Source organism: Ruegeria sp. AA3, from assembly GCF_056542905.1.
Map to the genome: position 1 here is coordinate 1 of NZ_JBQGAQ010000014.1, position 25,031 is coordinate 25,031.

Consider the following 25,031-nt stretch of genomic DNA (forward strand, 5'->3'; position numbering starts at 1 on the left):
GGTCCCATCATTGCTAAGTCCTCCACTCTCAAAACGAGTGAATCAGCGCCAGACCAACCAATCAACCGACTTTTTCAACACTATCTCCGCATTGCGGTCGTTGGCGACATTTCGGCCAACATCCGCTTTGAGCCCAAAGCAGACATCACACTTGGTGATGGTTTACGATCATAAACATCGCCTGACTGCTATAGATTTGGTGCCAATCAGTGCGGCATGCTAGCATTCTCAAGAGATCGAGGTTTGAGGTGAGCTAAACACGGGGGGAACCATGTCAAAGACGCTATATGAACGTCTGGGAGGAACGGATGGTATTCGGCGAATAGTCGACGTTCTGGTGGACAATCACTCCAAAAACCTAGTTGTCGCTGCACGATTTGCGGGAACTGATATGGAGCACCTCAAACAAATGGCAGGAGACTTCTTCATAACTGGTTCTGGCGGGCCTGAGATATACACAGGCAAGGATATGGTTGCAGCGCATCAGTACATGAACATCAGCGGAGATGAGTTTGTCGCTGTTCTGGACGACGCTATGAACGCCCTAAAGGCCAACGACGTCGGCCAACGGGAACAAGAAGAGGTCTTATACATTCTATATAGCCTCAAGGACCACGTTGTCGGTATCTGAGTTTCGCCATAACCGGGTAAAGTCGGCAATATTCATTTCATTAGATCAAAGCTTGCTTGTCCGACTTGCAGACTCTTGAAGTCAAATATCTTACTATGGGTCAATCGTGCATTTGGGCTAAAAATTTATGCGCAAAAGGAACCTCCAATATGAATAGGAGATTGTCTACGATCTTGGCCGCTGATGTTGTCGGTTATTCCACTCGGATGCGTGAAGATGAAATCGACACGATAAATCGTGTTACACTGTTAAACGAGTTAATCGGAACTGTTGCGTCCACGCACAATGGGCGAATCTTTAACCGCGCGGGTGATGGTTTTCTTTTGGAGTTTTCTAGCCCGGTGGCGGCAGTTCGCTGCGCTTACAACTTACAACTTCAACTCGCTGCACCAGTAAGCAAGCGAGAGATAGGACTAGAAATCAGGGTTGGGGTCCATCTTGCCGATGTCGTAGTAGATGGCGACGATTTGCTTGGCGATGGCGTGAATGTAGCAAGTCGGATTGAGTCTGAAGCTGAGCCGGGTATGGTCCTAGTAAGTAATGCTGTGTTTGATCACGCCAAGCGGTCGGCCCAGCTCAAATTTGAGAACAAGGGCACCCGAAAGCTCAAAAATATTTCCGAACCAATTACGGTCTACGCTGTTGCAGGCGAGCTTGGCACGCACAGCTGCGGAACTGCGCTTATCGAGGACAGTAGCCTTCCCTACGTGGCGGAACTGCAAAAGTCCACCAACTCAATTGTTGTGCTTCCCTTCAAGAACATGAGCAATGATCCCGAGCAGGAGTATTTTTCCGATGGCCTGACGGAAGACATCATCACAGAGCTGTCCCGGTTCCCTGACGTTCTCACGATCTCCAGGAATACTAGTTTTGGGTTAAAAGGGGTTGCGGCGGACGCTCGTGAACTTGGACAGAAACTCGGCGTGCGTTTCTGTCTTGAAGGCGGGGTTCGCAAGCTGGGAAATCGCATAAGGATCAACGCGTATCTGACGGATGCAGTGTCAGGCGAACAGCTTTGGACAGAGCGGGCGGATTGCAATCTGGGGGATCTTTTCGATTTCCAGGATGACCTTGTTGCCAAAATCGTCGCGAGTGTGGCCGGCCAGATCGAACGGCAACTGGAAGCCACGGCACAGCGAAAACGTCCGGGAGACCTGGAAGCCTATGAATGTTTAATCCGCGGTTTGTACTATCACCGGATTGGTGGAGTCACAAAGGAGAATGCACAGGAAGCGGTTCATTGGTTTGACGAAGCGCTGAAACGAGATCCAGGATATGGTCGAGTTCATGCCTGGAGGGCGTGCGCTGTCGCTACAGTAGCAGAATGGACAGGTGAAGATGTATGGGATGAGTTGGTCGAAGCAGGGAACCTAGCTGTCGAGCTGGATGAAACGGACGCTGAAAGCCATCGAATTGCAGGTTCCTTGGCGCTCTATGTTCGTGACTTTGAACGGGCTAAGTTCCACTTCAATCGCGCTCTGGAGTTAAACCCCAATCATGCTTTCATTGTCGGGCGAACAGGTGAACTCCATAACTTTCTCGGAGATGGGAAGACTGCTCTTGAGTACCAAAAGCGTGCAAAGATGCTTGATCCCTTTTTGCCCGAATATTGCCGCGAACTAGAGGCAATTGCCTACTATGTCATGCATGATTTTGAGGCTTGTTTTAACACCGTGGATGAATTTGCGAGGCTTACCCGGCGGGCGGCAGCATATCGGACTGCGGCCGCAACTCACCTGAATAATGACCACAAGCTTGAACGAGCAGTTCGCGATTTGTTGCTTCACGATCCGGACTTTAGACCTTCTACATTCATTCAAACTGAATACTTCAAAGATCGCGAGATTTCTAAGAGATTGAAAGCCGAATTGAGGAGCGCTATGGCGACAACCTCACTTCGCCTCGCTGGTTGAGTAAACAATTTGCTAACTAAAAATTGAGGATTAATGCGTCTTCTCTGTGCAAGAAAAGGCCTTGGATCTCCGGAGTCAAACGACCACTTTTTCCGCAACTAAGTCGTTGCCCCGATTATGTCGAACATCCGCTGATTGTAGAAACTGCCTTTTAAGTTCGAGACACTTTACATGTCCTGAACCTAGACTTAGGCGGAGATCACCATCCCGGTTCTTCAAAACCTCGATTGCATCGCAATCCAGCCTTCGGCAGGTATAATGCGAAGATGACAAGAGATATTGAAGCGAACGCTCAGAAAATTGCTGATGCCCTGACCTCTGCCCAGCAGATACCTAAACTGTCTTCAGAGGCAGGACAGCTATCGCTGGATGACGCATATTCGATTGCTAGTCGTGTCCGCGAGATTCTGGGCAAAGAAAGAGTTGGCAGAAAAGTTGGCTTCACGAACCGCACGATTTGGCCTGTTTACGGTGTGGATCAACCCATTTGGGGAGAGGTTCACTCAGATGGACTGTTTTCGACTGATCAGCCGGTAAACTTGGCAAGTTACTCAGAACCGAGGATTGAACCAGAAATCGTGCTCGGCCTTAGACATGCGCCGACGGCTGAAATGAACAATGAGCAGCTGGCAGGTTGCGTGGAGTGGGTTGCCCCGGGATTTGAAATTGTTCAATCGATTTATCCCAACTGGAAATTCTCGGTCGAAGACTCAATCGCAGCACAAGGATTGCACGGCTGCCTTGTTCTTGGCGACAAAATCGCGGCTACGCATGATGTCTTGACCGGCTTGGCCGAAGTGCCACTAGCGTTGTTCAAGGGCAACGAGGCTATCGAGTCCGGCAAGGGTGAAAACGCGCTTGGAGGTCCAATTGAAGTCCTGGCTCATCTTGTGTCTCTACTCTCCGAAGCCGACCAGCTTCAGGGAGATGAGCTGGTTACAACTGGCACATTGACAGACGCATGGCCAGTGTCTCCAGGTGAAGAATGGTCAGCTGGTTTTGGTGGCGTGATGAACACCCAGCTATCGGTACGATTTACATGAGGCTTTGGTAGAGTGGTAACGCCGACTGCACCAAAGAAAAGTTACTCTCAATAGCTGACCATGATGGTCTTCCGACGGGATCGTGGCGATAGAGAGTTGGAAACAGACGAAGATCTACTTCTGAAAAGTGTTTGCCTGTCAAATAGAGCCTACCATCTGAGAGATGCTCCTCCAAATATTCGAGTGTCTCAAAATAGGCGTCAAAGGCTGTTTCATAGATCGTTTGATCCGACGAAAACCCGGCCTTGTAGGCACCATTGTTAATCGCTGTATAAATCCGTTCGTTCAGGTCGTGAATTTCGTGACGCGGCACTTCGTCTGGGTAAAGCCTAACGCGTTCAGCTGCTGGGATTGTGCTGCCAAGAGAATCCGCTGAGGCGTCAAGCATTCGGACAATTTCAGCGCTTTCGTTGTTAACAATGCGCCCTGCAATCTTGTCATACAGGATTGGAAGGGATTGCTCTTCAGAGCCTTCGGCACGATAGATCTCTTTGGCAAGGCGAAATCCTTTGCCGGTGCCGGTCTCGCTCGTGCATTCTGGCAAAGTCTCACCTGTGAGCGATGCAATCCGATCAGGTGCAAACTCCCATAGGTTTGGCGCCTCCGGATCGTCGTCGCCGGTTCGGTTTGGAAATGCAACGTCCATGGTGATGCTGTTTTGAAGGCCCAACACATTTCGCGCCAGCGTGACCCTGTGACACCACGGGCAATTCAATGCTACGAACAGGTGATAGCGATCAGGTTCTGCCGGAAACACTGGATCGCCAATAGCGTGGCGAAAGCCGCTAACACCGCGCACGAATTCACCCCGTGCACGGCGCTTGTTGATATCAGTTTGGTCTTCTTCGGTAGACGTGTTGGTCATGACGTCAGCATCATCCTCTGAGCCGGTGATGCAAGATGATTGGCACGGCCAATTCTTCTTCATCGCTGAGATGCCGTTTCAGGAACGCTTCAATCGTGTTGCTTGTCGCATGGAGCTGTCCGGCTTCATCGTAAGCTTGCGCCTCATCAAGTGCGGATAGCTTGATCACACGGTTCGCTGTGCGGGTGAAGTCACTCAGCACCTTATCCAGATCGAAGTGATCCTGTTCAAGCAACTTAAGCCCCGCATCAAAACGCGGGTCCGCAGCCGACAGCTCAGGAAAATAACTGTGATCTTCCCAGCCGTGATGACCATGCAGGTTCCCAATCAGGTTGCCGCCATAGTAGGACAGCCGCCCCACGTAGTCGTCCAACCCCATCTCGTTGCTCAAAACCCCTTCTGTATCTAGGCGGACAAGTTTCGCCACACGGCGGAACATCTCATGCGCGCCGAGCCAATGCTTTGTTTTTTCTCTGAAACCTGGATGGGCTTCCCAACTGTCACGGGGGTATTGGTCCAAGAGAAACCGCATTTCTTGGGGCATGTCGTCTTGGCGGATGACGTGTGTATCGAGCATCGGTTGTCTCCTTTCGGGGTAAAAGTGGGAGGTCAGACAACTGCCCACCAGTAGCGAAAACGCACAATCACTATGCGTCAACGAACCCCCGCGAAGTCGATGCCGCTCAAACCAGTGGTCTTGCGCTTTTAGGGTTCGATGCCGTGCTGGATGAACCTTGCAGGCCTTGACGGCTATAAGTGCGGGCGGGAAACGGGAGTTTTTGGGGGCGCGAAGCTGTCAACCCACAATGCTGAAAGCCAGTTTCAGGCACTCTCGAAAGCATGATGTTCTCGTCTCCATCGCTTTGCAGCAACGAACCGGCTTGGGAAGTGTTGGATTGCAATCGCGAATGTGACCAGTATGGAAGAATCGCGCGTAATTTCTGGCACCGCCATTCGGAAGGATACCAGCTGGTACGGATAATCCTGACGTTCCTGTGACAACAATGTTCAACTGCTCTGTTTCAGGAAAATTGCCAAGTCCATTACGTTTGTGCCGGTTGGCCCTGTGATAAGCGCGTCTCCGGATCGGGAAAGGTAGCTATTTGAATCGAAGTTCTTTTGTGCCTCCAAAGCGCCGGGCATTTTTGTGTATGTGTTGACGTCCACAAACGATCCAGCAGCACACGTGTCGCCGTCCGTTCCATCAGTTCCTGCGACCAGTCCAACGATATCTCTATGGCCCATGAAGTGTCGCGCCAGCTCCAGTGCAAGCGCCTGATTGCGGCCGCCCGAGCCGTGGTTTCGGGGGAGAACGACAGTTGGCTCTCCGCCGAAAATGTACAAACCTTCCGGCCCATCTGTAATCTCTTGCGCGATCCGCGACGCGACATCGGCCACGTCCGCGTACATGTTTTCTTGATTGGTGATCGTCCAGATACCGGCTGATTTTCCAGCTTGCTCCACTGCATCACGCGCCACGGCGTTCGAAGCGACAATGTTGCATTCATAGGTAAAACTGGCGCGCCCGCCCGGGGCACCGATCCCGGAACCGATAACTGAAATACTGTTTCCGGCGACATCCGAAATTGCGAGTACGTCAACTTGTTGCCCTTTGAAAGTTGCGAGTAAGCCGCCTCCCTTGATTTCAGAGATGGCTCTTCGGCGCTTGTTCACTTCTTTGATGTCAGCACCTTCGGCCAGCGCGACTTCTGTCAGGGTCACAAGATCGGTGAGGCTAACACGTTGTCTCAGATGTTCAACAAGCGACGATGCGCCGCCTGAAACGAGCATCAAAAGATGGCTGCCAACTGGGCAGTTCTCCACAAAGTTCCGAAGGCCTTTGCCGGCCTTCAAAGATGACTGATCCGGTACAGGATGACTGGTTTCGAAAGTCTTGACGTTATTTGTAAAAACCCTGTTCTCTAGATGCTTGGTCTTGGTGACTAGATATGTAGGTATCGTGTTTCGCCAATCGCCCGGCAGACCGTCAAACATAGCGGCGGCTGCTTTGCCAACGGCAACAATATGTGTAGGGCGTTTGAGATCCGGGTTTGACGCCCACCTACGCACGCAAATGTCTCCCTTCACGGACGACACGGCTGCCCTAAATAGAGTCAAAAGTGTGTTTCTGTGGCTGTCTGTCATGTTATTTTAGGATCAGAGAATTAACGGGAAAGACCTCTGCCAAACCGTATCGCGTTGGCCTGATAATGCCGCGCGTTTTGGCGAAGGCCCTCGATCTGTCCTTCACTCAGTTCCCGTTTGATCTTTGCAGGTGTCCCGACGACCAGAGAATTGTCAGGAATTGTCGTGTTTTCTGTGACCAAAGCGCCTGCGCCGATCAAACAGTTTCGGCCAATCGTTGCACCGTTTAGAATGGTGGCCCCCATTCCAATCAATGAGCCGCCACCGATCTTGCAACCATGGACAATTGCGCCGTGTCCGATTGTACAATTCCGTCCAATGACCAGCGGGTATCCGGGGTCGGAGTGTAAAACGCTGTTGTCCTGAATATTGCTTCCTTCGCCAATGTACATCGGGTCATTATCAGCTCGGATGACAACGCCGAACCAGACGCTGGCCTTCGCTGCAATTTCGACATTGCCGATGACATGAGACCCCGGGGCGACAAAAACGCCCTCCGCTATGTTCGGCTCCAAACCGTCCAAAGAATAAATCATTATATTTCCTTTTCTTTGACCGTCGAGTACTTGGGTGGAGCGCTTGCGGACAGGCCCCGCCCGAATTGCCCACTACATTTGGGCGTAGGTTTGCCACGGTGCAAATTCTGCTTCACCAACGTCCAATCCTTCGGAACGGGTCTTGGTCCCGGAGGCTGTTTCGAGGATGGTTTCGAAGATCCGCTGACCGGCCTCAGCCACGGATTCGTCACCTTGGGCAATTGTCCCGCAGTTCAAATCCATATCGTCTTGCATACGGTCGTACATCGCTGAGTTGGACGCGATCTTGATCGATGGCGCTGGCTTGTTTCCGTAACAAGAACCGCGACCTGTCGTGAAACAGACCATGTTGCAACCCGAGGCGACTTGTCCAGTGATCGAGACGGGATCGTAACCGGGGCTGTCTACGAACACCAAACCATTGGCGGTGATCTTTTCCCCGTATTTAAAGACACCGTTCAAATTGGTGCTGCCTGCCTTTGCCACGGCCCCCAGCGACTTTTCCAGAATCGTGGTCAGTCCGCCAGTCTTGTTGCCCGGTGTCGGGTTATTGTTCATTTCGGACCCGTGTTTGGCGGCGTATTCTTCCCACCACTCAAGAAGATCGACCAGTTTTTGGCCAATTGCCGGGGATGCCGCCCGATCTGTCAGCAGGTGCTCGGCACCGTAAATCTCGGGGGTTTCAGCCAGGGCCGCGGTGCCACCATGCCTGACTAGCAGGTCAACAGCGTGGCCAAGGGCCGGATTGGCCGTGATCCCGGAGTATCCGTCTGATCCACCACATTGCAGCGCCACGCTGAGGTGGGAGGCGTCAACGGTTTCGCGTTTGGCCTTGGCGGCTTGTTCCAATGCGCTCTCAAGCCACAGCAAGCCTTTTTCAACCGATTTGCGTGTACCGCCCGCGCTTTGCAGCGTGTAGTATTGAAAGTTCTTGCTCTGAGGCCTGCCATAGGCTTCCAGCATAAGCGGGATCTGGTTGGCCTCGCATCCTAGGCCCAGCATCAGAACGGATGCAAAATTCGGATGGGTGGCGTAGCCCCAGATCGCGCATTGCAGCTTCCGAAATGCTTCGTCGTCTGTGCCGATGCAGCAGCCAGCTCCGTGCACAATCGGAACGATGCCGTCAACGCCGGGATACTGATCCAAAAGGCCTGAACGCTCGGCTTCGCGGGCCAAGTGTTTGGCGGCCGAGGCCGAACAGTTGACCGAGGTGACAATGCCGACGTAGTTGCGGGTTCCGACCTTGCCGTCTTCTCTTCGAAAACCTTGAAAGGTTGCGCGTTGAGGCAGTGGGACAAAATCTGTTTCACTCGCCTTGGCTCCGAAAGATTGGGAGCGGTGAAATTGCGCCATTTCAACGTTGTGGACGTGTACATGTTCGCCGCGCAAGATGTCTTGGGTGGCAAGACCAATGACACGCCCGTATTTGATGATCTCTTCACCGCGCGTGATGTCTGAGAGGGCGATTTTGTGGCCCGAAGGGATTGCTGATGGGGTGACTAGGTCGATGGGCGAAAGTTCGGTGCCAGGTTCGATGTCTTGCAGTGCAACCGCGATGTTGTCGTGGTCGCTCAGGGTGAGAATGCGTTGTTGTGTCATGGGGATTCCGCTAAGTTTTGGCGTTGAGAATGCGGTCTTGCTGGAACGACGAAGTTAGCACTCCTGAGTGTCTTTCTTGTGGCGTAGCAGGGACATCAGTTTGCGGTCACGACTGACCTGTGCAGCAGGGATATCTTCAACCGGCGTTCGCGCTGATAGTTCGGTGGCCAGCTTGTCATTTGCCACGCTGGTCCAGTCGATGTTCTCGTACGAACCGATGCCAAAGCCCCGGTACATTGCCCCGTAGCGTGCAATATAGTCAGTTACGCCGCCGGGAGCGTTCAGATGAATGGTCTGCATTGGGCCCATGATTGACCAGCGCAGCCCAAGCCCGTCGCAGATTGCCTTGTCGAGATCGGTGGCAGTTACGATGCCGTTGCTGACCAGACTGAACGCCTCTTCTAAAAGCGCGCCTTGCAGGCGGTTCACAACGAAACCGTCGATCTCCTGACTCAGCACGATGGTTTCGCGCTGACATTTGATCATTAACTCGTTCACTGTTTCAACAGCGTGCAGATCAGTCCATGGCGACGGAACAAGTTCGACAGCAGGATGCAAATGTGGCGGGTTGATAGGGTGTACGACCAGACACCGTTGTCTGCCTGGGATGTGTTTGCAATAACGCGACGCGGAAATGCCCGAGGTTGAGCTTCCGATGGGCACATCTGCGCCTGCGATGGCGTCGATTGCCAGCGTGATCTCTCGTTTGATCTCGACGTTTTCGGGGCCGTTCTCCTGCACGTAGATCGCGCCCTGCACAGCGTTCTCAAGCTCAGAGGCAACGGAGATGCGCCGCAGGATTGTCGGGGCATCAGAGGCATCTATGAGTTCGAATTCGGCCAGATCCGCGATACGCTTTTCCATTGCCTTTAAAGCGTTTTGCGCGGCCTCAGGCGACAGATCATACATCGCAACATCGTACCCGGCCTGTGCAAATACCGCTGCCCAACCCTGCCCAATCAACCCTGCGCCTATAATAGCGATTTTGCTCATAAGTTTTCGTCCATGGTGTGAGGAATATCGGTGTCAGGAATTGCTTAGAAGGCCACCTGGTCGCCGCCTTTGAGGCCCAGAATTTCACGGGCTTCATCGGGTGTGGCGACTTGAAGGCCAAGCCCTTCAACGATGGTCCGGATCTTGCGAACCTGTACCGCGTTGGATTGGGCAAGTTCGCCGCGGCCGGCCCAAAGGCTGTCTTCTAGCCCAACGCGAACATTGCCGCCCAAGGTTGCCGCTTGCGTCGCGATGCGGAACTGGTTCGCGCCAGCGCCCAGAACGGACCAGCGATAGTCGTCTCCGAACAGACGATCAGCTGTGCGTTTCATGTGAAGGACGTCTTCGTGGTGGGGACCGATGCCACCCAGCAAGCCAAAGACTGACTGAACGAAAAACGGCGCTTTGACCAAGCCGCGATCCGCAAAATGCGCAAGGTTGTAGAGGTGGGAGGTATCGTAGCATTCGAACTCGAACCGCGTACCGTTGCCATAGCAGGTTTCCAGAACATACTCGATGTCCTTGAACGAATTGCGGAAGACGAGATCGCGGGAACCCTCCAGATGCTCGCGTTCCCAAGCATGTTCGAAGGTCTTGAACCGGTTTAGCATAGGATAGAGGCCAAAGTTCATAGACCCCATGTTTAACGAGGCCAGCTCGGGTTGATATGTCGCAGCGGGTGCGGCGCGTTCTTTGACGCTCATATACGGGCTGCCACCGGTTGTGATGTTGACCACAGCGCCTGAGCTTTGCTTGATTTGAGGCAGGAACGCGGCGAACCCCTCGGGGCTCTGGTCAGGCCGCCCGTCTGGATGGCGTGCGTGCAGGTGAAGTATCGCGGCTCCGGCTTCGGCGGCGGCGAGGGAATCATCGATGATTTCTTCCGGCGTCACCGGCAAGTGGGGCGACATAGACGGCGTGTGAATCGCGCCGGTTACGGCACATGTGATGATGACTTTGCCTGCGCCGTTGCTTATATTCTCTGTTGATTTTACATTTAGTGTCATAGTGTTACCACATTTCCGTCAACGGCAAGAGATTGCCCTGACAAGTTCACGCCAGCGTCCGAGATGAGGAACGCGACAGTTGCCGCGACATCATCGGGGCTCACCATGCGACGCATGGAAATCTTGTTGAGATACTCGTCCTTCATGACCGCATCGCTGACACCCGTGGCAACAGCCTGATCGTGGATCACCTTTTCCATCCTCGGCCCATCGACGAACCCGGGCAGAATAGCGTTCACGCGAATATTGGAGGGGCCTAACTCTTTGGCGAGACTTTGGGTTAGGCCGATGACGCCAAATTTGGCTGCTGAGTACGGGGAGCGTCTGGCGTAGCCATGCTTGGCAGCAGCGGAGGCCATGTTGACAAGCGCGCCGCCGCCCCGTGCTTTGATCATGGGTATCGCCCGTCGAGCGGCCAGGAACTGACCGGTGAGGCAGATGTCGATGCACCGACGCCAGTCTGCGGGCGAAAGGTCTTCTAGATTGCCGGTTGGCCCGGCTATCCCAGCATTGTTCACTAATGCGTCCAGCCCGCCAAAAGCCTCCTGAACCTCGTCAAAAAAGCCATCTATCGCATTTTCGTTCGAGACGTCCGCCTCAACCGCGATGCATCCTTCAAGCTCAACGCAAGATCGACGCAGCGCGTCTGTATCGACATCACAAATCGCGATCTGGGCACCTTGTGAATTGAGCATCCTTGCTATGCTGAACCCGATTCCGCTGGCACCGGCCGTGATCACGACCTTCTTGCCCTCCAACCCCGGCAGGGACATCTGCCTTGCCTCTGTCTGGTTACTAGATGAGTTAGTGGTCATGTCACCGCCTCTACTTGCCGAAGACCGCATCCGGGACCCAGAGCACAAGGCTTGGCCAAATGATCAGAAGGGCAAGACCTGCCAGTTGCAGCGCTACAAAAGGGATGATGCCGCGATAGATGATGCGGATAGAGATTTCGGGTGGGGCGACGCCTTTGACGTAGAATAGTGAATAGCCGAAGGGTGGCGTCAGGAAACTGGTTTGCAGATTGACCGCCACAAGCATGGCGAACCACAAAAGTTGTTGTTCACGGGATATCCCTAGCCCAAAGTCCAATCCCGCTACGATAGGCGCAAATAGTGGAAGGACGATAAAGCTGATCTCGACCCATTCCAGGAAGAACCCCATGATGAAGATCAGCAGAAGCAGGATGCCCAGTGTGCCGTAAGCACCAAGATCGAAGAACAGGATTGCGTTCTCGATCATCTTGTCACCCTTGAGGCCCTTGAAGACCATGCCAAAGATCGTGGCGCCAACTAATACGCCTAGTATCATCGCAGAAGTATTGCCTGTTTCTCGGACGCAGCCGGACAGGGTTTTAAAGGTCAGTTTGCGATTGATGGCCGCGAGGATCATCGCACAAATCGCGCCTAGACCTGCGGCTTCGGTCGGGGTGGCCGTACCCGTGGCAATCGACCCAAGAACAGTCAGGATAAGAACAAGCGGTGCAAACAAGTCGCGCAGCAGCGCCAGTGCTAGGGATCCTTCGGCTGGAACCTGTGTTGATACAGGGGCATCGGTTGGCTTCGTCAACGCAACGAATACAATATAGCCGATGTACAGGCCACCCAACAGCAGGCCAGGAACTACGGCCCCCAGGAACAGCTCGCCAACGGAAATCTGAAGAATATCGCCCACCAGAACCAGCATGATCGAAGGCGGAATCAGAATTCCCAGAGTGCCCGAGGCCGCAATGGTGCCAACAGCCAGCTCCGGCTTGTATTTCTCGCGCAGCATAATGGGCAGAGCCAGTGTGCTCAGCATGACCACCGAAGCACCAACGATGCCAGTGCTGGCCGCCATGATGATGCCCAATAAGGCGACGGAAATGGCCAACCCGCCTCGTCTCCGACCCAATGCGCGCTCAAGCGAATAGAGAAGGTTTTGAGCTAAACCGGATTTGTCGAGCATCGCACCCATGAAGACGAACAGGGGCACCGCAAGCAAAAGCCAGTTTTCAATAACGCCTGCGTAGATGCGCGAGACGCCAATTTTGAGGAATGCAAATGGCAAACCGCCGATAAAAGAAAACAGAATTCCGATGCCGCCGAGAACAAAGGCAACCGGATAGCCACTGAAAATTCCCAAAAGCAAACAAATGACCATGGATAGGGGAATGATGTGTTCAATCATGGGAATCCCCCGTCCCGAACAGACTTTTGAGTTTTTGGATAGTCAGGCCGAGACCGGCAATCAGCATCAAACCAAAGCCGATGGGAAGAAACGCCTTCAAAAAAAACCGATCATACATACCGTCATAATCCGAACCTTCACCCATGTTGAATGAACGCAATGTAAAGTCATAACCGTGGAAAACTACGATGACGCAGAGAGGCATCAACAGAGCCAGATGGCCTATCACCTCAATGATGTCCTTCGTTTTTTTACTAAAATGCTGACGTAGGAAATCGACGCGCACGTGACGGTCGCTGACGATTGCTCCGGCCATTGTGAGCATCAGCATGATTCCAAAGAGGTGCCATTGCAAATCGCCGATACTAGAAAGTGTCAGCTTGGACCCAAACAGGAAAATGTCATTTTCCCACCGAAGGATTGTACCGACCTTGGCTGCTGACAGCGTCACGCCAATAAGAACCAGAATGAGGATGGGAATAATGAGCCAAGCCGCGGCCCGACCTATCCATACGATCCCGCGAAGAACCGTATGGACAGGGCCGATACCACGATTTGGATCACTCGGTGGAGCGTCCATATCGTGTGCCATTTTGGCTTACTCGGCGGGGAGAGTTTGCAGGCCGGTCCAGCGTCCCGACGACGCCACGAAGTCCTTCATCGAGTGGTAGGCCTCGCCATAAAGCGCATCTTTCTCGGCTTCGGCACTTAGCACACGTTCTGTAGCAATCCGCAGTTCCGCAAGAACTTCGTCTGGGAAGGATTTGACAATGGTGCCACCCCCCTCGAACACTTCGATCTGCGGCGTTTGGGCCGCAGGGGCATATTGCAACGTCCAGGCCATACTGACCTGACAGGCCGCTTCATACATCGCCTGTTCAGCCGCGCTCATGCCATTCCAGACATCCATATTGATCATCAGCACATCAACGCTGCCCGGCTGGTGCCATCCCGGATAGTATTGATATTTTGCGATCTGGTTGAAGCCAAAATCCTTGTCGATAATTGGCAAGGAAAATTCGGTCGCGTCGATGCGGCCACGTTCCAACGCAAGATAGATTTCGCCTGCGGGCATGAACTGAGCTGATGCGCCAAATTCGTTGAGAACACGTGCACCAACGCCACCCATGCGCATCTTCAGACCATTAAAATCTTCGACTGAATTGATCTCTTTGTTGAACCAGCCGCCCGGTTCGGGCGCGGTGATGTGGCAGGCCAGTACCTTAATGTTCAGATCGTCAAACCCGCGCTGAACGATTTCGAGACCACCGCCCACATGCAGCCAAGCCGCCAACGCATCTGGTCCGGCCCCAAAGGGGGTTGCCCCGATCTGAGCCACTGGGATTTTGCCGCCCCATTGACCAAGGAAGCTCCATCCCGCCGGGATCGCCCCGGAGCTAACGTTATCAAGAATCTCACCTGCGGGAACCAGTTCACCCGATCCATAGAGTTGCAGACCAACATCGCCGTCGCTCATGTTGCGCAAGGTTTCATCCATGATCTTAGCGCTGTCCGCCAGGAACGTCAGATCCTTTGGAATGCTCATGTGCACGTCCAGAATATCTGCGGATGCCGAAGTCGCGCCATAAGCCATGGAGCCGGCAACAAGGCTCGCGGCAATTTTCGAATATTTCACTGTATTCCTCCCGTAACTATGCCCGACACGAACATCCATAGCGGCCAGTTCGTAAGGCTGATGCATGATATTTTGATTATTGATCAAAAATCAACTTAATAATAATTGCCCATTGTTGCGCATGATTCCAATTGGTTGGATAGGTTTAGGCTGACTTGGGGACCTCACATAACACTACGATTCTAAGAATCGAGGCCGAAAACGAAATTCCTGAACATCGCCTATCACGATGTGCATCTTGGACATTCGACACTCTGCAAAATCGACAACGCGTTCTTGCTGCATGCTTCAGGCAGGCGTGCCATCATCAAACAAAGTTTTCACCAGCACGTCATAAGCATCCGAAATGTCGAGAAACAGTTCCTGCGTGGCGGTTGGTTCGTCGCCGTCGCGAATGGCTTGCACAATTTTCCGGTGATGATTGTTGGACACTTTGTACTGATTTTTTCGCTCCAGTTGATACAGATGCGGGCTGACCCGTAGCCAAAGCGTGTTGATGATGTCGATCAAAACCGGAGAGTGCGACTGTTGATATATCCTTAGATGAAACTCGTAGTTGGCCTTGATATATCCCTGTACATCGTCGGATTGCTCAGCTGCCTCCAACTGCTTCAGCAGTATCTCGAGCTCGGTCAAAAACGCATCGTCACGATTGGCCAGCGCCCATTTGACAGCCAACGTTTCAACTTCCAGGCGCACATCGCGCAGGTCAGTAAGTTCGTCATATCCGAGGCTGGGAACGCCCAGCGAACGCCCCGATACATTTGCCACCACTCCAATCGCCTGGAGACGCGTGAGCGCCTCGCGAACAGGCATGGCGCTCACGCCAAACGCTTCGGCGACCCGAGCGACATGCACCGCCTGACCAGGTGTAAATTCACCTTCGCGCAAAAGAGTGCACAATTGATCATAGACCTGATCGTGAAATTTCTCTTTCTGAATCGGTTTGGCATTTTTGAGCATGACCCATCTATTCGCACACATTCAGTTAGGAAATCCACCTTACATTACCACTCCATGTCACCCAATTCAGCGGGTATCGGACAAGAGGTGTTGACCGCCCCTTCCACCGCGCAAACTGTGAGTTCAAGTAGGGCCAGCCTTGCAAAAAAAAGAATATAGCAAATGTCGGCGTAGTGGGCAGTAAGCACACTATTGCAATGACTCTTCTAGAGTCTGCTAAGGGGTTCTTTTCGGTGGTTCGCAACGTAACAGGCCGACCACGTTTTGGGTCGTTCGTTAAAGTTTGCAAAGTCCGCTTTCTGCGCATTGCTGTAATTGGTGTATCGCGCAGCATCAGTCAAAGTAGACTCCGAAGTAGACAGTCGCTGCACTCGGTGTGAGCGACTGCTATGCGGAGATAGTGTTGAAGAAGTCGACCTTGGATGTCGCTCCATCAATTTCCGTTTTCATTGTGCTGTAGCGTCCTCGACGCTGTTTCCAGCTCAACACTCAAACTTGCGGCCAAATCGAAAAACTGTCGTCGCACGGTCTCGGCGTAAGGATTGGCCTTCTCAATGCCCGATACAACGCAAGGGCTAGATTGCCCGTAGGGGGTTTGCGACTCGGCGTGTAGCCCAATTGTCATCGATAGGGAAAAAATGAAGAGCAAAACCAGATACTTCACATAGTTCTTCACTGTTCCAAACTCCCTATAAAACGGAGCACGCTTATTGCAGCCTTTCTTTTTCAACTGCTCTTAGGTCACAAGAAAAACTCTGCCCGCTCGACGACCCAAACCATGGCAATCAGGCTAGCGCATACCGCAATAGCAGCCCGCGAACCGGTCCAAATGCGACCCGGCTGCTTGCGCAGAAACAGTACCAGTGGCCAGACCAGCAGCACGATCATCACTTGTCCAGCCTCGACACCGACATTGAAGGCCAGCAGGCTGTGCCAGACATTTGGCGCGTCAACGCGTAGGATCTGATGCAACATGAAGGAAAACCCAAACCCGTGCAGCAATCCAATGCCCGAAGTGATGGCGAAGGCTTTCAGATCACGGTGTCCCCGCTGAGGCGGTCGGACGGCCATTACGGCTGCGTAGATGATCGACACGGCAATCGCCAGCTCGACCGTCGGGATGAACCACGCTCCGCTTGGAGCAAAGCCGAAGAACCCGAGGATCAATGTGACCGTGTGGCCAAGCGTGAAGCCGGTGACCCGAGCTAGTAGGCTGTGCAGGTTTAGCGCTCCGATGATCATACAAAGCACGAATAGAACATGATCTGGGCCTTCCAGTATGTGCCGGATGCCTTCGAAGAAAAAAGTAGACACTGCCGCTGTTGCGGACCCTGACACTTTCACCTGATCGTGCATCAATCCCGTAGCGCGGTAGGTGCGAACATCGTTGTTGTTATAGTCGAGGATCAGGTTCGCGGTGTCCTCTTGCCCTGGTAGGCCGGGATTGGTGGTGTAGGACAGGCTGTAAGTATTGATTGCCCCGATGGCGTAGTGAAGGTGCAGGTCGATCATAACGTCACCGACGTAGGTCTCGCCTATCTCGGGAAACACAGTGCCATCGGCCATTGCAGTTTGTGCCTCTGCAAGGGTGGCAAATCCCGGTTCCAACCCCAATGGATGGAGGGCTATGGCCCTGACTGATGGATTCTGCACCTGTCCTTCTACGTATAGATTGAGACCACCAGCCGTCAGTTCCGCCAATCCGCCCAGATCACTGTGCAGAGCATTTTGATCCAAATAGTGCATCAACACGCCGGCTTCGATCTGATTGTAGGTGTAGGGCGCAGGGCTTGGTAAACCGTCTGCACCTTCAGGCCCGATCAATTCGGCTACCACAAAGGGCATCGGCACGCGTAGATAAACGTCCAGACCTTCTTCTGAATGCAAAACGTGGTGTACCCGTACGTTCTGATTCAGCTTGAAGTGAGCCAGTGCGGGCTGACCGAGAAAGCTGATGAAGGCTGCAAAATAAATGAAAAAACGTCTCATGAGTTACCTCCTTCCGGAAATTGTTGACGGTTCAGTCGGGCTTCGAGAATTGTCAGACCTGACAAAGACCATGCGCCTTCTGTAAGCTCGACATTCAGCAATGCTCGATACGACACAGTGCGACGATGCAAGTGGCCCCAATGACCGCCACTGACCGTGGCGTTCCAGCGAGCCAACACCTGATTGCCGCCTTCTACCTTGGGTTCGACGCTTTCCACCACCAGCCCTTCAGTGGATTCGATCCGAGCGGTGGCACCCGATGGCAGAGAAACAGATAATCCGCGCCGGATTTCCGCCCCGACGTCATTCAATGCGTTTGCGGGGACGAACGCATTCAAAGCTTCCAACATCTGGGGGTCTTGCGTTTCCAATCGCGCAGTTGCGAGGTTTGAGACAATTTTCTCGGTAACGTTGGCAGCTGCATCTCTGTTGGTCAGCGAGCCTGTAGGTAGTGTCATCTCCACCGTCGCGGTCCTCAGAACGGTGGCAGCGAGACAGATTGAAAGGGCTCCCACAGCCCATCCCTGCCACTGACCCGAGCGGTTTCGCCAGGCAAACGCCGAAAGGAATACCGCAAAGATAACAAGCCCAAGTGATAAGATCGGCACTGGGATAGATCGCGAAGTGGCTACGATCACTGGATGAGTTCTGGGATCACTCCAGTTCTGAATATAGTTTTTCCATGAGATGTCGGGCACATCTCGGGTCACTTGACCAGGCACAGCCCCGGCGGGATCCGTGATTTGGACAGGTATAGTTTCCGTATCTTCAGTAAATAAGTCCCATCTCAATGAGAGCTCATTGGGTAATCCATCACGGGGATAGGACAGAACTATGCCGAGCAGGGCGGTATCCCGGTTTGTTTTCGGTGGGTTTTCAAGAACTTTCAAACCTTCGACACCTACAGACAGCTGCTCAACTTTCGCCGCGCCGGGCAGCAGAACTTGACCGTCAATTGTTAGCGGATTGCTGCTCGAAAACAGGTCGATGGCCTGTTGCTGGACCCTGGCCATCGCAGCGGTATCAAGGATTGTCATGTCCCCAAGATTTAGGTCAATCCAGGCTTCCAAATCGCGCAGTCGAAAGATCACCTCGTGTCGAACTTCTCTCGGCTCAACAGACACGAAGGACATGAGCGCTGACTTGTGGTGCCGGGTCAGGTTCGGGTTCTCAAAGCGGCTGTACCATGGGTCGTTCCAGTCAGGGTAAAAAACCTCAGGCCGGGAAAGATATCGATAGTCCGTAACAGCCACGCCAAGGTGATCAACGATCATCCCAATGGCCGCAGTTGGAATTCCGTCCGACGTGAGGGGTGGCTTGATTTCAATTTCCGCCGGTTGTTGCGCAAAAGGATAGTCAAGGACTACGGAAACGACCTGCGCTGACCGTTCGTCAATTGAGGGCAGACCATAACTTGGCCTAAACGCTGTCACCCTCGGTTTTCTCGGGCGTACTTCAAGTTGATAGGTTTCGGGTACAAGGGCCGTGCCATCTGCATGAACTTCAAACGCCTTGCCTGTTCTTTCAGTCAGGGAGCCAGCAAGATCTTCACCTTCGGCAGGTTTTGCCAGAAAGCCGTGAACGTCATCAAAGTCGATCTCCAACGCGACCCGGACCCGGTCTTCCAGAACAGAAATTTCGGCGAAATTGGCGGCAGTTTCCGCACCATTTGCCGGCAGCAGGTCGGCGTGTAGGGGCAGCGGTTGGACGAACGCAAAAACTGCCAGAATGAACAAGCGTTTCAGATACGTCATGAGAGAACACTCCTTTGCAGGCCCTGTTCTGTGCTTCTTGATCCAGACCCGAGGTTTAGCCTGAAAGAAGAAGCACAGAGGCCGGTGCCAAATGGCATGCCAAAAGGCACCGGTTTGCTTTCAGGTCTTACTTGGGTTCAGATTTCTCGGGGTACGGAAACTCTTGCCCCAACGCTTCGCTTGCCTCTTCGTAGATCGGGCGCAAGACATCCTCGACATCCCAGACGCCACTGGCGACAAAGTCACTGAAATCGAGGGTTTCCACTCCAAGCTGTTCGGCCATCGCAGTTTTGTCTTCGACTTTTGGCGGCTCTGCCGGGGCTGCCAACGGCGGTGCCCAGGTTCGTTCTTCGGTCGCAGCCATCCGCACGACGATGTCGTCCTTGGTCACGTTCCAGACCATGAAGTCTTCGGACATGCTAAGGGGGCCGTCATAGGTGGACCGAATACGCTCGTACACCCCATTTACCGTGTCGAAGTCATTGAAGAAATGATACGCGACCGCCATACGGGGCTTAATCTCGCTCATGACCTTGCCGAAAGCCTCTGGTGCAGTGTGAACCTGTGTGCCCACCTGCAAAGCTGATTCCGGTGTGAACTTCATTTTGCTGACCAGTTCCGGCACAGCAATAAAGCACTCATGGATGACCAGGTCGGCGTCCTTGGAGTATTCGACGAACCATTTGTTGGGGTAGGTGTCCGAGCTGAAGACGAACTTCAGATCATTCCACTCCAAGGCATAGCTTACAGACCCATCAATGGAATGAATTGCGGGAAAAGTGCGAATGACAACGCCGTTATCCTCATAGATGGGCTCATTCTCAAGTTTGTAGTCAAACTCGGTCACATCCATGACATAGCCGCGGAAATCGACGTTTCCGGCCCGGCCCGCCAAGTCCCACGACAGCATTTCCTGCATACGGTCTAACGCATAGGCCGTGCCAAGTTCCGGCACCGCACCGCTGGGACCCCATACCCGAAGGGGAACATTGCGCCCCATCAAAGCACCACCAATGAACAGATCATGCAGCGCCCCGAAATGGTCGGTGTGCAAATGTCCAATGAATACCTTGTCGAGGTAATTGTATGGGATTTGAAGCGAGGAAATCCGCTCGGCTGATCCCGACCCGATATCGAACAGGAACTTGTCACCGTTTCCAAGTTCTACCAGGAAACAGGCTGCCGCTTGCGCCGCTCGGGTGGTCGGCATCCCGGTTCCGCAAGCAATTACCCGCATTTCGTCAGGTTTCAGATCTTCACTGTTTGGGTAGTACGTATCTCTCTCCCTCGCCTTGACCGGAGACACCTCTGGCGTCTCCTGAGCCAAGGCCATAGAAGGGCCGAAAGTTTCGTTTAGGATTTTCAGCCCCCCGTTTGGGGCGGCCAGCCAGAACCCAAATGTCATCCCGGCCGCCAAATAGACCGAGTACTTCAATAGCCGTTTTCGCCTATTCATTGCTTGCACTCCCTTGCTAAAGTCGCCGACCGCTCCGGTTAGAAAGCGGAGGCATCGTCAAGGCATCGACTGTGATGCAAGGGTAGTGTCCCGCAGGATCGTTGGTTGCGTAACGGTATCACTGTGACACAGGGGTGACTCACACTGAGATCAGATGCATAATGATATCTGAATTCGTTCGATGAGCCCCTGAAATAAAAGGATTTCTGTGACTTCAGGCATTACCGACAACGACAAACGCAAAGCTTTGGAAGCGGTGTGCGAAAGTGAGCTATTTTCGCACTTGGATCGCCTGTGCGCCTTTCTGAAGTACATCGTAGGCGAAGAATTGGCGGGCCGCGGTGAGCTCATCATGGGCAAAACTATCGCTCAGGATGTGTATGATCGCGATCCCGTCAAGGAAGGGGACGCGAACAACGTTGTCAGGGTAGATGCGCGGCGTCTGAGGCAAAATCTCGAACACTATTATGACACGGCGGGAACCGGTGATCCCGTCAGAATATTCGTCGATACCGGAGGCTATAGGCCTAGGTTCGAACAGGTCGAAACCACCCCATCTGGAAACAAGAGTTCCCATCGCGCAGTTGGTTGGGCTGCGCTATCTTTCGTCGTGGGAACCGCAATTGGCGTAGCCATCGCTTTTACCTCTTTTGAGAGTGCCCCCGCTGGCGCGGACCAAAGCGGAACCGAGGTTCCAATACAAGACACGCTGGCGCGCCAGGCTGTAATCGAACAATCAGCGTCATCCTTGCAAGCCATGAACCTTGCGAGCCAGGCGAGAAGCATGATGTTTCCTCTCTTTGACGCTCCACGCCAACAATTAGTGGCTGAAGTATTCAACCGAGTTATAGAACTTGGCCCCGACTTTTATGGTGGCTATGCAGGCGCCGCACAGGCCCTTGGAACTCTGGCAATCCTGACGCCACCGGGGCCCGAGAAAAAGGCGCTGATAGATGAGGCCGCGATCATGGCAGACAATGCGCGCCGCCTTGCCCCCGCTGACCCATGGGCCCAGTCAGCGCAAGCCTGGGTAAAATTTGCGAACAGAGATTTTGATGAGGCAATGAGGATTTCAACACGCGCCGCTACATTGGCACCAGAGGATGAACACGTCTTGGATATTCACGGTTCAATTGCGTTGTTCTCCGGCCATTTCGACGAGGCAGCTGACGCTGCGGCCAAAGCCATTAACGGAGGTCGCAGCAATCAGCGGTTCGCAAATCGCAATATCTATGGTGCTGCGAATTTCCATTTGGGAAATTACCGGGAATCTCTGGAATCTTTTTCCGCAGCTGCGGAGTATGGAGATCCGATCAGCGCCCCGTCCTTCGCGTATCAAACCGCCGCGTTGTATGAGTTAGGTAAAACCAATGAAGCTGCTCGCAAATATGCCGAGTTAAGAAATTCCTGGCCTGACGCTGACGTTGAAAAGATGCTGGCTGGAATTTTCAGAGATCCATCGCATGTCGAGAAAGTCATGAGAAGCATGAGGAGTCTGGATAACAGTTCGGACTGATTTCACGCCTAGAAGTGACATTTAGCGCTTCTGAAAGTTGTAAGTCAGGCAGTGATCGTGTGCCAGATCCTGCTTTTTTATGCTGTGAAGCGAGCCTTTCGGCAATTGGTAGAAGATCCTGAAAGTTAGGTCCGTTGGACGCGCTTTCATCCGAAAGGTAAATGGCTCGACTTTGCAAAGTCAGCTTTCTGCGCATCGCAGACCTTCGCGAGAATCCAAGGTTCTTTAGAGAGGCCCTTTGCGGGATTGAGCAATGCAAAGGGCCATTACCGCGACGACTAAGCCATAAACTGATTGAATCAGTCGCTAATACATACAAACGCGCAGCGCAAAACTATGGGCGAACTACGCAAACTTATGGGGTGCGCGAAGTGTTATGCGCAAACCTACACTAGATTAGAAATCCAGATTCTCGACGCTTAGCGCATTCTTCTGAATGAATTCTCGGCGTGGTTCCACAACGTCGCCCATAAGCTTGGTGAACAGGTCATCGGCCTCAACCATATCGTCAACTCGAACCTGCAATAGTGTCCGGGCATCTGGATCGAGTGTGGTTTCCCACAATTGGTCCGGATTCATCTCACCCAGACCCTTGTAGCGTTGCAGCGACAGGCCCTTTTCGCCCTCTTCCAGAATCGCGCGCAGCAAATCCAGCGGGCCGTGGATGACTTGGGACCGATCGCGGCGGATCAGGGTCGCTGGAGTGTTATAAACCTCTTGCAGGCTTTGGGTGAAGCTGCCGGTCTTGCGCGCCTCGCCCGAGCGGAGCATGGGGCCGTCCAGGGTGCGAACCTCTTCCACGCCGCGCAGGATACGGGCCAGGCGGATGCCGTGATCTTGTGTGATCCTGCCTTGCCAGCCGCGTTCATATTCCAGTGCGATCAAATCCAAACGGGCCGCAACCTTGTCGGCCACGCCTTGCAGGTCAGCATCCACCGCACCTGGCACAAAAGCACCGGCGACGGCGGCTTGCTCAAGGATATGACGCGGGTAATGGGTTGGGAACGCATCCAACACACGTTTCAGTTGACGCGCTTCATCGACGACGCGGGTCAGGTCCTGGCCAACCAATTCTTCGCCGGAACCAAGCTTTAGAACCGCACCTTCGACGCCTTGATCAACCAGATATTCATCAAGCGCAGCCTGGTCCTTCAGGTAAACCTCGGATTTACCTCGAGAAACTTTATAGAGTGGCGGTTGCGCGATGTAGAGATACCCCCCTTCGATCAATTCCGGCATCTGCCGATAGAAGAACGTCAGCAGCAGGGTCCGGATGTGCGCACCATCGACATCCGCATCGGTCATAATGACAATTTTGTGGTAGCGCAGCTTTTCGATGTTGAACTCATCGCGACCAATGCCGGTGCCTAGCGCCATCACAAGGTTACCGATCTCCTGTGACGACAGCATTCGGTCAAACCGAGCGCGTTCGACGTTCAGGATTTTCCCGCGCAAAGGAAGAACGGCTTGAGTCAGTCGATCTCGGCCCGTTTGGGCGGAGCCGCCCGCCGAGTCCCCCTCGACCAGAAAAACTTCGGTCTTGGATGGGTCTTTCTCGGAACAGTCTTTCAACTTTCCGGCCAGATAATTCACATCCATCGCCGTCTTGCGGCGGGTCAGTTCGCGCGCCTTACGGGCGGCCTCACGGGCCAAAGCGGCCTCGATGATCTTGCCGACGATGCCCTTTGCCTCGTTCGGGTTTTCTTCGAACCACTCGGACAGCTTTTCGTTCATCAGACCCTCGACCGCTGGGCGCACTTCGGACGACACCAGCTTATCTTTGGTCTGGGATGAGAATTTGGGGTCAGGTACTTTCACCGACAGCACACAGGTCAGGCCTTCACGCGCATCATCGCCGGTAAAGCTGACCTTTTCCTTTTTCGCGATCCCGCTGGACTGAGCGTAGTTGTTGATCGTCCGAGTCAGCGCGCCACGGAAGCCCGCGACATGGGTGCCGCCATCCCGCTGCGGGATGTTGTTGGTGAAGGGCAGAACCGTCTCGTGATAGCTATCATTCCACCACATGGCGATTTCGACGCCGATATCGTCGCGCTCACCCTTGATGTAGATCGGTTCGGGCATCGCAGGGGTCTTGGAGCGGTCCAGGTATTTGACGAACTCTTTGACTCCACCTTCGTAGAACAGCTCGGTTTCCAGTCGCTCTGCCGGGCGTTCGTCGATCAGGATGATCCGCACGCCTGAGTTCAGGAAGGCCAGCTCGCGCAGGCGCTTTTCCAGCGTTTCAAACGAGTATTCGAGGTTCGAGAACGTGTTGGTCGAGGCAAGGAAGCGCACCTCGGTCCCGGTGCGATCCCCACATTCGCCCACGACTTTCAGATGTTCCGCCGTCTCTCCACCTTCAAACCGCGCTACATGTTCCTTGCCAGCGCGCCAGATGCGCAGTTCCAGCCAATCGGACAGCGCGTTGACGACCGAAACACCCACACCGTGCAGACCGCCCGACACCTTATACGAGTTGCTGTCGAATTTGCCGCCTGCGTGCAGCTGAGTCATGATGACCTCGGCGGCCGAAACGCCTTCTTCGGGGTGAATATCGACCGGAATACCGCGACCGTTGTCGCTGACCGAAACGCTGGAATCCGCGTGAATTTTCACGGTTACATGGTCGGCATGACCGGCCAACGCCTCGTCAATTCCGTTATCGACAACCTCGTACACCATATGGTGCAAACCCGAGCCATCATCGGTGTCCCCGATATACATGCCGGGGCGCTTGCGAACCGCCTCTAAGCCTTTGAGAACTTTGATGGAATCTGCGCCGTATTCCTGGGGTGCCTGTGCGTCTTCGGACATGC

20 protein-coding genes are annotated in these 25,031 nt (G+C 53.6%); 4 read left to right on the plus strand and 16 right to left on the minus strand.

Features of this window, described 5'->3' with window-relative positions:
* Nucleotides 1-271 precede the first annotated feature (271 nt).
* The 3 genes from ACR0JR_RS19290 (at nt 272) to ACR0JR_RS19300 (ending at nt 3,587) form a co-directional block, all read left to right on the plus strand.
* Entirely contained in the window at nt 272-631 is a 360-nt protein-coding gene (locus ACR0JR_RS19290; protein WP_480457570.1) for a group I truncated hemoglobin, read from the plus strand.
* Nucleotides 632-804: 173 nt separating this feature from the next.
* Entirely contained in the window at nt 805-2,544 is a 1,740-nt protein-coding gene (locus tag ACR0JR_RS19295; RefSeq protein WP_480457572.1) for an adenylate/guanylate cyclase domain-containing protein, read from the plus strand.
* 266 nt (nt 2,545-2,810) lie between these two features.
* Nucleotides 2,811-3,587 (plus strand): 2-keto-4-pentenoate hydratase, encoded by a 777-nt coding sequence (locus ACR0JR_RS19300; RefSeq protein WP_480457574.1) that lies wholly within the window; start codon nt 2,811-2,813, stop codon nt 3,585-3,587.
* Here ACR0JR_RS19300 and ACR0JR_RS19305 read toward each other — a convergent pair.
* From ACR0JR_RS19305 to gntH, 15 genes are all read right to left on the minus strand, one after another.
* On the minus strand, nt 3,580-4,452 hold the full coding sequence (locus ACR0JR_RS19305) for a glutathione S-transferase C-terminal domain-containing protein (protein ID WP_480457576.1): 873 nt from the start codon (nt 4,450-4,452) through the stop codon (nt 3,580-3,582). The two genes, ACR0JR_RS19300 and ACR0JR_RS19305, sit on opposite strands and share 8 nt — an antisense overlap.
* A 10-nt stretch (nt 4,453-4,462) precedes the next feature.
* Nucleotides 4,463-5,029, minus strand: a complete 567-nt coding sequence (locus ACR0JR_RS19310) for a hemerythrin domain-containing protein (RefSeq protein ID WP_170780673.1) — start codon at nt 5,027-5,029, stop codon at nt 4,463-4,465.
* A gap of 431 nt (nt 5,030-5,460) precedes the next feature.
* A complete protein-coding gene (locus ACR0JR_RS19315; RefSeq protein ID WP_480457578.1) occupies nt 5,461-6,597 on the minus strand; it encodes a DUF4147 domain-containing protein in 1,137 nt (378 codons plus the stop codon).
* Between the two features lie 20 nt (nt 6,598-6,617).
* Nucleotides 6,618-7,136 (minus strand): gamma carbonic anhydrase family protein, encoded by a 519-nt coding sequence (locus tag ACR0JR_RS19320; RefSeq protein WP_480457672.1) that lies wholly within the window; start codon nt 7,134-7,136, stop codon nt 6,618-6,620.
* A gap of 69 nt (nt 7,137-7,205) precedes the next feature.
* A complete protein-coding gene (locus ACR0JR_RS19325; RefSeq protein ID WP_480457580.1) occupies nt 7,206-8,732 on the minus strand; it encodes a UxaA family hydrolase in 1,527 nt (508 codons plus the stop codon).
* 54 nt (nt 8,733-8,786) lie between these two features.
* The gene (locus ACR0JR_RS19330) at nt 8,787-9,725 is read right to left on the minus strand and encodes a 3-hydroxyacyl-CoA dehydrogenase (protein ID WP_480457582.1); all 939 of its coding nucleotides are present in this window, start codon (nt 9,723-9,725) and stop codon (nt 8,787-8,789) included.
* 44 nt (nt 9,726-9,769) lie between these two features.
* Nucleotides 9,770-10,732 carry a 3,5-dioxohexanoate:acetyl-CoA acetone transferase gene (gene kce / locus ACR0JR_RS19335; protein WP_480457583.1) on the minus strand — a complete coding sequence of 321 codons (963 nt, stop codon included), beginning with the start codon at nt 10,730-10,732 and terminating at the stop codon, nt 9,770-9,772.
* Complete coding sequence (locus ACR0JR_RS19340) at nt 10,729-11,547, minus strand: SDR family oxidoreductase (protein ID WP_170780668.1); 819 nt, start codon at nt 11,545-11,547, stop codon at nt 10,729-10,731. The genes kce and ACR0JR_RS19340 overlap by 4 nt, the downstream gene beginning before the upstream one ends.
* Before the next feature lie 10 nt (nt 11,548-11,557).
* Complete coding sequence (locus ACR0JR_RS19345) at nt 11,558-12,901, minus strand: TRAP transporter large permease subunit (protein ID WP_170515324.1); 1,344 nt, start codon at nt 12,899-12,901, stop codon at nt 11,558-11,560.
* Nucleotides 12,894-13,493, minus strand: coding sequence for a TRAP transporter small permease subunit (locus ACR0JR_RS19350; protein ID WP_170780667.1), 600 nt, complete (start codon nt 13,491-13,493; stop codon nt 12,894-12,896). The genes ACR0JR_RS19345 and ACR0JR_RS19350 overlap by 8 nt, the downstream gene beginning before the upstream one ends.
* Nucleotides 13,494-13,499: 6 nt before the next feature.
* Nucleotides 13,500-14,537 (minus strand): TRAP transporter substrate-binding protein, encoded by a 1,038-nt coding sequence (locus ACR0JR_RS19355; RefSeq protein ID WP_170515330.1) that lies wholly within the window; start codon nt 14,535-14,537, stop codon nt 13,500-13,502.
* A 288-nt stretch (nt 14,538-14,825) separates the two neighbouring features.
* Nucleotides 14,826-15,500, minus strand: coding sequence for a GntR family transcriptional regulator (locus ACR0JR_RS19360; RefSeq protein WP_170709972.1), 675 nt, complete (start codon nt 15,498-15,500; stop codon nt 14,826-14,828).
* 741 nt (nt 15,501-16,241) lie between these two features.
* Nucleotides 16,242-17,489, minus strand: a complete 1,248-nt coding sequence (locus tag ACR0JR_RS19365) for a HupE/UreJ family protein (protein ID WP_480457586.1) — start codon at nt 17,487-17,489, stop codon at nt 16,242-16,244.
* Nucleotides 17,486-19,243 (minus strand): hypothetical protein, encoded by a 1,758-nt coding sequence (locus tag ACR0JR_RS19370; RefSeq protein ID WP_480457588.1) that lies wholly within the window; start codon nt 19,241-19,243, stop codon nt 17,486-17,488. The genes ACR0JR_RS19365 and ACR0JR_RS19370 overlap by 4 nt, the downstream gene beginning before the upstream one ends.
* Nucleotides 19,244-19,370: 127 nt before the next feature.
* A complete protein-coding gene (gntH, locus tag ACR0JR_RS19375; RefSeq protein ID WP_480457590.1) occupies nt 19,371-20,699 on the minus strand; it encodes a guanitoxin biosynthesis MBL fold metallo-hydrolase GntH in 1,329 nt (442 codons plus the stop codon).
* A gap of 283 nt (nt 20,700-20,982) precedes the next feature.
* Between gntH and ACR0JR_RS19380 the strand changes: the two genes are divergently transcribed.
* Nucleotides 20,983-22,215 (plus strand): tetratricopeptide repeat protein, encoded by a 1,233-nt coding sequence (locus ACR0JR_RS19380; RefSeq protein ID WP_480457592.1) that lies wholly within the window; start codon nt 20,983-20,985, stop codon nt 22,213-22,215.
* Nucleotides 22,216-22,611: 396 nt separating this feature from the next.
* Here ACR0JR_RS19380 and gyrB read toward each other — a convergent pair whose 3' ends face one another.
* Nucleotides 22,612-25,029, minus strand: coding sequence for a DNA topoisomerase (ATP-hydrolyzing) subunit B (gene gyrB, locus ACR0JR_RS19385; RefSeq protein ID WP_480457594.1), 2,418 nt, complete (start codon nt 25,027-25,029; stop codon nt 22,612-22,614).
* Nucleotides 25,030-25,031 lie beyond the last annotated feature (2 nt).

Excerpts from the sequence above, each read along its gene's own strand:
- ACR0JR_RS19290 (WP_480457570.1), top strand. The coding sequence starts at position 272 with ATGTCAAAGACGCTATATGAACGTCTGGGAGGAACGGATGGTATTCGG.
- ACR0JR_RS19300 (WP_480457574.1), top strand. The coding sequence starts at position 2,811 with ATGACAAGAGATATTGAAGCGAACGCTCAGAAAATTGCTGATGCCCTG.
- ACR0JR_RS19305 (WP_480457576.1), bottom strand. The coding sequence starts at position 4,452 with ATGACCAACACGTCTACCGAAGAAGACCAAACTGATATCAACAAGCGC.
- ACR0JR_RS19310 (WP_170780673.1), bottom strand. The coding sequence starts at position 5,029 with ATGCTCGATACACACGTCATCCGCCAAGACGACATGCCCCAAGAAATG.
- ACR0JR_RS19315 (WP_480457578.1), bottom strand. The coding sequence starts at position 6,597 with ATGACAGACAGCCACAGAAACACACTTTTGACTCTATTTAGGGCAGCC.
- ACR0JR_RS19325 (WP_480457580.1), bottom strand. The coding sequence starts at position 8,732 with ATGACACAACAACGCATTCTCACCCTGAGCGACCACGACAACATCGCG.
- ACR0JR_RS19330 (WP_480457582.1), bottom strand. The coding sequence starts at position 9,725 with ATGAGCAAAATCGCTATTATAGGCGCAGGGTTGATTGGGCAGGGTTGG.
- kce (WP_480457583.1), bottom strand. The coding sequence starts at position 10,732 with ATGACACTAAATGTAAAATCAACAGAGAATATAAGCAACGGCGCAGGC.
- ACR0JR_RS19340 (WP_170780668.1), bottom strand. The coding sequence starts at position 11,547 with ATGACCACTAACTCATCTAGTAACCAGACAGAGGCAAGGCAGATGTCC.
- ACR0JR_RS19345 (WP_170515324.1), bottom strand. The coding sequence starts at position 12,901 with ATGATTGAACACATCATTCCCCTATCCATGGTCATTTGTTTGCTTTTG.
- ACR0JR_RS19350 (WP_170780667.1), bottom strand. The coding sequence starts at position 13,493 with ATGGCACACGATATGGACGCTCCACCGAGTGATCCAAATCGTGGTATC.
- ACR0JR_RS19360 (WP_170709972.1), bottom strand. The coding sequence starts at position 15,500 with ATGCTCAAAAATGCCAAACCGATTCAGAAAGAGAAATTTCACGATCAG.
- ACR0JR_RS19365 (WP_480457586.1), bottom strand. The coding sequence starts at position 17,489 with ATGAGACGTTTTTTCATTTATTTTGCAGCCTTCATCAGCTTTCTCGGT.
- ACR0JR_RS19370 (WP_480457588.1), bottom strand. The coding sequence starts at position 19,243 with ATGACGTATCTGAAACGCTTGTTCATTCTGGCAGTTTTTGCGTTCGTC.
- gntH (WP_480457590.1), bottom strand. The coding sequence starts at position 20,699 with ATGAATAGGCGAAAACGGCTATTGAAGTACTCGGTCTATTTGGCGGCC.
- gyrB (WP_480457594.1), bottom strand. The coding sequence starts at position 25,029 with ATGTCCGAAGACGCACAGGCACCCCAGGAATACGGCGCAGATTCCATC.